Source organism: uncultured Thiodictyon sp. (assembly GCA_903837595.1).
Taxonomy (GTDB): Bacteria; Pseudomonadota; Gammaproteobacteria; order Chromatiales; family Chromatiaceae; genus Thiodictyon.
Window position 1 is genome coordinate 1 of the sequence record CAILVI010000530.1, and the last position, 3759, is coordinate 3759.

Below are 3759 nucleotides of genomic sequence, written 5' to 3' on the forward strand. Positions count from 1 at the left end.
CGTTGGGCGGCTTCCTCAACCGCAAGAATGACGGTCATCCCGGCCCCAAGACGGTCTGGATCGGGTTGCAGCGCGTACATGAGTTCACCATCGCACTCCAGGCCCGCGAAGATATGGTGAGGACATGTGTATAAGGATGAGTGCTCTGCGTGGGAATGCAGTCTTGGCCGCTCCAGCGGCGGGATTGGCCACGCGTCGCCAGAGCTTCAGGGCTCCGAGACGACGCGCCGGGCATGGACCGCGGAGTCGCGGGCGATATAGCGGGCAATCGCATCGATATCGTCGAGCGCCTCCAGCGCCCAGATCAGTTTGTAAGCCTTAGTGCCAGACGCTCCTTCGCCTCGTCCGCCGTGAACGAGCGACCTTCCTCAATGTCTTTGCGCCCCTTCCTGATCTTCTCCAGCACATAGAGGTGGTACTGAATATCCTCCAAGGCGCAGTTGTCGGGCAACTGGCGCAGCACTGTTTCGGCTTGTTGTTTCGCGGTTTGCGTTGTTTGGTCTGTCATCTCGTTCCAACGCGCTGCTTAGGAATTCAGTCTTGGCCGCTCCAGCGGCCCGGTTAGCCCCGCGACGCCAAAGCGTCAGAACTGGGGGCAGCCGCGCTAGGCGGCGACCGCTTTTGCAGTTCGCTCTTTCGTCGCGGTCTTGGTTTTGTTAGGGTTCGCTCCTCACCCCAGCTGAGCCGCATATAACCAGGATCATCGACAGACGAACACTCACCCGCGCGCAGCATTGCTTGCCGACGGCCGGCGGGGTACCAGCCACCCGAAGGTCTTTTCTGCCCAATCGATCGTCTTGTCGAGCTCACGCCGCGCTCGGCCTGCGCGTCCAGGAGAGCGTAGGTCGACATGAACCGGGTATCTCGGAATCACGGCCAACTCGCTCAAATAGGCGCAGGCGTCTGCAATTTCGGCTGGGAGCGGTTGCGACGACGGCAATAGCGAAGCAAGCTCCTCAAGGTCGTGCGTCCTGGGCGGACGCGCTCCCGCCGCCACGAGAAGCGCCTTCAGAAGCTTCTCCGCCGCCTGCTGACAGTGAAAGCAGATCGCATCATCGAGCGGCTCCGCCGATTCGGCGAGCACCTGCGCAACGCGATAATCCTCCGCGACCTTCTGTAGCCAATCGTTGACCTCCGGATCATCAGGCTGCCTCATAAAGAATCTCTCCGTGCTCGACGGCATCACGGACCACGCCAGTAAGCCAAGTCGAATACTTGCGGAACTCATCCGGTGTAACAACCACGATGTCCTTTGATACGCGCACGTCACGCACTGCCCGCCGCGCCTCAACCCCCCGATCCTCAAATGGCAAATCGGTGTCCGCGACCACTAAAATGTCGTAATCGCTATCGGGCTGCGCGGTCCCGCGCGCACGCGAGCCGAAAAGAATGATCCGGCGCGGTGCGAGGGCGGACACCAGCCGGTCTCGAAGCAATTCTACCGTCGGGTTAATCATCGCGGTTCTCTTACTCAGTCGACATGGGGTCGCGCCCCGCCAAAAAGGTATTCGGCGATGTTCGCCGACCAGTCGGCGGGCGCTTCGAGTTCAAGCGCGCGTGCCGTGCGAAGGAAAGACGGAGCCTCCCGTTCGGCTGGCGGCAGACTCTCGACGATCATGCGCACGCGCGTATTGGGGGCCAGGGCAATCGGCCCGGTCGGACGAAAGACCTTCCCGTCATACAATGCTTCAATCATGTCGGTCATTGATTGCCTCGCCTTCATCTCGTTCCCACGCTCTGCGTGGGAATGCAGTCTTGGCCGCTCCAGCGGCCCGATTGGCCACGCGACGCTGGAGCGTCGAAACTTGCTCCTACGCTGGAGCGTAGGAGCCAGACGAGACTGGAGCGTCGGAGCCAGACAATTGCGCTGCCGCCCGGCTCATTTGATCCTTCTTGTTCCAACAATATCGAATGGCGGTGCCATTTCAAACGACGGGTTCTCGCCGCAGTAATCGGACCAAAGCTCTTCCACAACAATTGGTTGAAGTAAATTGATTACGTCCTTTTGTCCCGGTTTGCCCTCGTCCAAGCCCCAGGGGAATTTGACGCCACCGCGATCAGGTTTGTCTGCGCGGCCACGGTCCGTCAAAATGTAACGATTATGGAAGCCTTGGCCTCCAGTTCTCTCTGCACATCGTGTTACTTTGAGAACCATACCAGCGGGGATTACTTGAGATAAGCGATCCCGAGACTTGCACTCGAAATCCGGGATATCCTGAGACCGCGTGTAAAACCAAACTTTATCTAAGCGACAGCTCTCAAATCGTCCGACGAGGCACACTTTGAGAAAAGCACCAACGGTCCTGGCGAGATTATCAAATTTATCCTTATCGGGCTCAAAGTAAGGATCTATGAAGATCACATGCCTGGATATCCTGAGGAGCGGGGCCACAGCTGCAGAAACCGCCTCGGCGGTACGCTCGACCGTGATCTCTGTCTGTGATTTCCACAATGAGTTGGTCTCCTTGTCCAGTTGCTCATATACCAGCACTTGATCATGTCCGCGCGGGTTTTCATAGCCAATAATCGCTGTGAAAGGGCGGTCTGCGTGCTCGCGCTCAGAATTTGTCAGCCAATCACCAGAGTCATCCCGCCCGCAAACACGAACCAGCATTTTCTTGTCAATTTCCATAAGCTTTTCCTCTATGCGCTTCCGCTGCATTTCGCTAAGATCGCCTTGGCTAACTCCCTCAAGTGCAGCATAAACCAGGTTCACCCAACGCTTCGGATACCGGGAAATCAGTCGTCCATTGGAGATTCCAAAATTTTCGGTGAGATATCGAAAGCGCTCCCAATTCGCTAATAAGCCCGGGTCTACAGCATACTCCTTAATCATCCGAACAACTCCTTTCCGCGTTCCCGAAAAAAGCCCCGCGGCCAGGGGTCGAGGAATTCGCCGGCCTCGTCGATGCGGATGCCGTGGATACGCGGTCCGTCGTCGCCCGGCTCGACGAAATGAACGGCGATGTCCTCGGGCTTCAGGCTCGGCTCGCCCTCGCTGGTCTCCCTGATCCGGCGGAGGCAGCGTAGCATCAGGTGTTCGCTATGTGTTTCGATCAGGAATAGAGCGTCGGGATTGGCCTTCGCCTGGCTGATGAACAAGTCGGCAAGCACGACCTGGAAGGCCGGGTGGAGGTTCGACTCGGGCTCTTCGATGGCGACGATTCCTGCGGTGGGCCGCAACGCCGCTACCACGACCGGAATGAGCTGCGACATACCCACCCCAAGGTCCTGGGGTGCCAACGGAATGCCCGTGCGGGCGTCGCAAAGCTCCAGCTTGTTCGCATCCTCCTGCAGTCGCTCAAGCCTCTCGCGAATCGAGCCTTCGATTGCGCCGAGATCACTCGACATGAGGTCTTGCCAAAGCTGGCTTTCCATTGGGAGGACCTTGTATCGGTGTACCGCTACGGAGTAGTCGGTGCAAAAGCCGGTACTGGACCCGGACAGCCAGTCGTTCACCCGCTGGACAAGCGATGGGGCGTCGGCGGCTGCCAGCGCATACCAGGCGGCCAGCCCACTTCCCCAGTCCGGCGCGGAAGGCGCGTCTTTCAGCCGAAAGTCCCTGGACGGCAGTCGTCTGTAAGGGCCTAGATAAATAGCGTCTTTCTTCAGGGCTTGAAGCAAGAGCTCGCCAGGCCGAACGATGAAGGGACTTAACGCTCGAAGGATACCATCGCGCTCCTCATCTAACGACCCGAGCGTTTCGTTCAATCCAGGCAGTGCCGTGCCGATAAACAATAGCTTCTCTGGAATGCGCAG

General features: G+C 58.5%; 7 protein-coding genes. 1 reads left to right on the forward strand and 6 read right to left on the reverse strand.

Features of this window, described 5'->3' with window-relative positions:
* A partial coding sequence (locus QZY44_RS32155; protein ID WP_295446597.1) for an IS4 family transposase occupies positions 1–134 on the forward strand: 134 nt, incomplete at its 5' end.
* Positions 135–304: 170 nt separating this feature from the next.
* On the opposite strand, the gene QZY44_RS32160 is transcribed toward QZY44_RS32155, so the two are convergent.
* From QZY44_RS32160 to QZY44_RS32185, 6 genes are all read right to left on the reverse strand, one after another.
* A complete protein-coding gene (locus QZY44_RS32160; protein ID WP_295457244.1) occupies positions 305–508 on the reverse strand; it encodes a hypothetical protein in 204 nt (67 codons plus the stop codon).
* Positions 509–718: 210 nt separating this feature from the next.
* Complete coding sequence (locus QZY44_RS32165; RefSeq protein ID WP_295457247.1) at positions 719–1156, reverse strand: HEPN domain-containing protein; 438 nt, start codon at positions 1154–1156, stop codon at positions 719–721.
* Complete coding sequence (locus tag QZY44_RS32170) at positions 1143–1457, reverse strand: nucleotidyltransferase domain-containing protein (protein ID WP_295457250.1); 315 nt, start codon at positions 1455–1457, stop codon at positions 1143–1145. The genes QZY44_RS32165 and QZY44_RS32170 overlap by 14 nt, the downstream gene beginning before the upstream one ends.
* A gap of 14 nt (positions 1458–1471) precedes the next feature.
* Positions 1472–1705 carry an antitoxin family protein gene (locus QZY44_RS32175; protein WP_295457252.1) on the reverse strand — a complete coding sequence of 78 codons (234 nt, stop codon included), beginning with the start codon at positions 1703–1705 and terminating at the stop codon, positions 1472–1474.
* A gap of 174 nt (positions 1706–1879) precedes the next feature.
* Positions 1880–2836 (reverse strand): hypothetical protein, encoded by a 957-nt coding sequence (locus QZY44_RS32180; RefSeq protein WP_295457255.1) that lies wholly within the window; start codon positions 2834–2836, stop codon positions 1880–1882.
* Positions 2833–3759: DUF3696 domain-containing protein (locus QZY44_RS32185; protein WP_295457258.1), on the reverse strand; the 927-nt coding region annotated here is incomplete at its 5' end. The genes QZY44_RS32180 and QZY44_RS32185, both read right to left, overlap by 4 nt.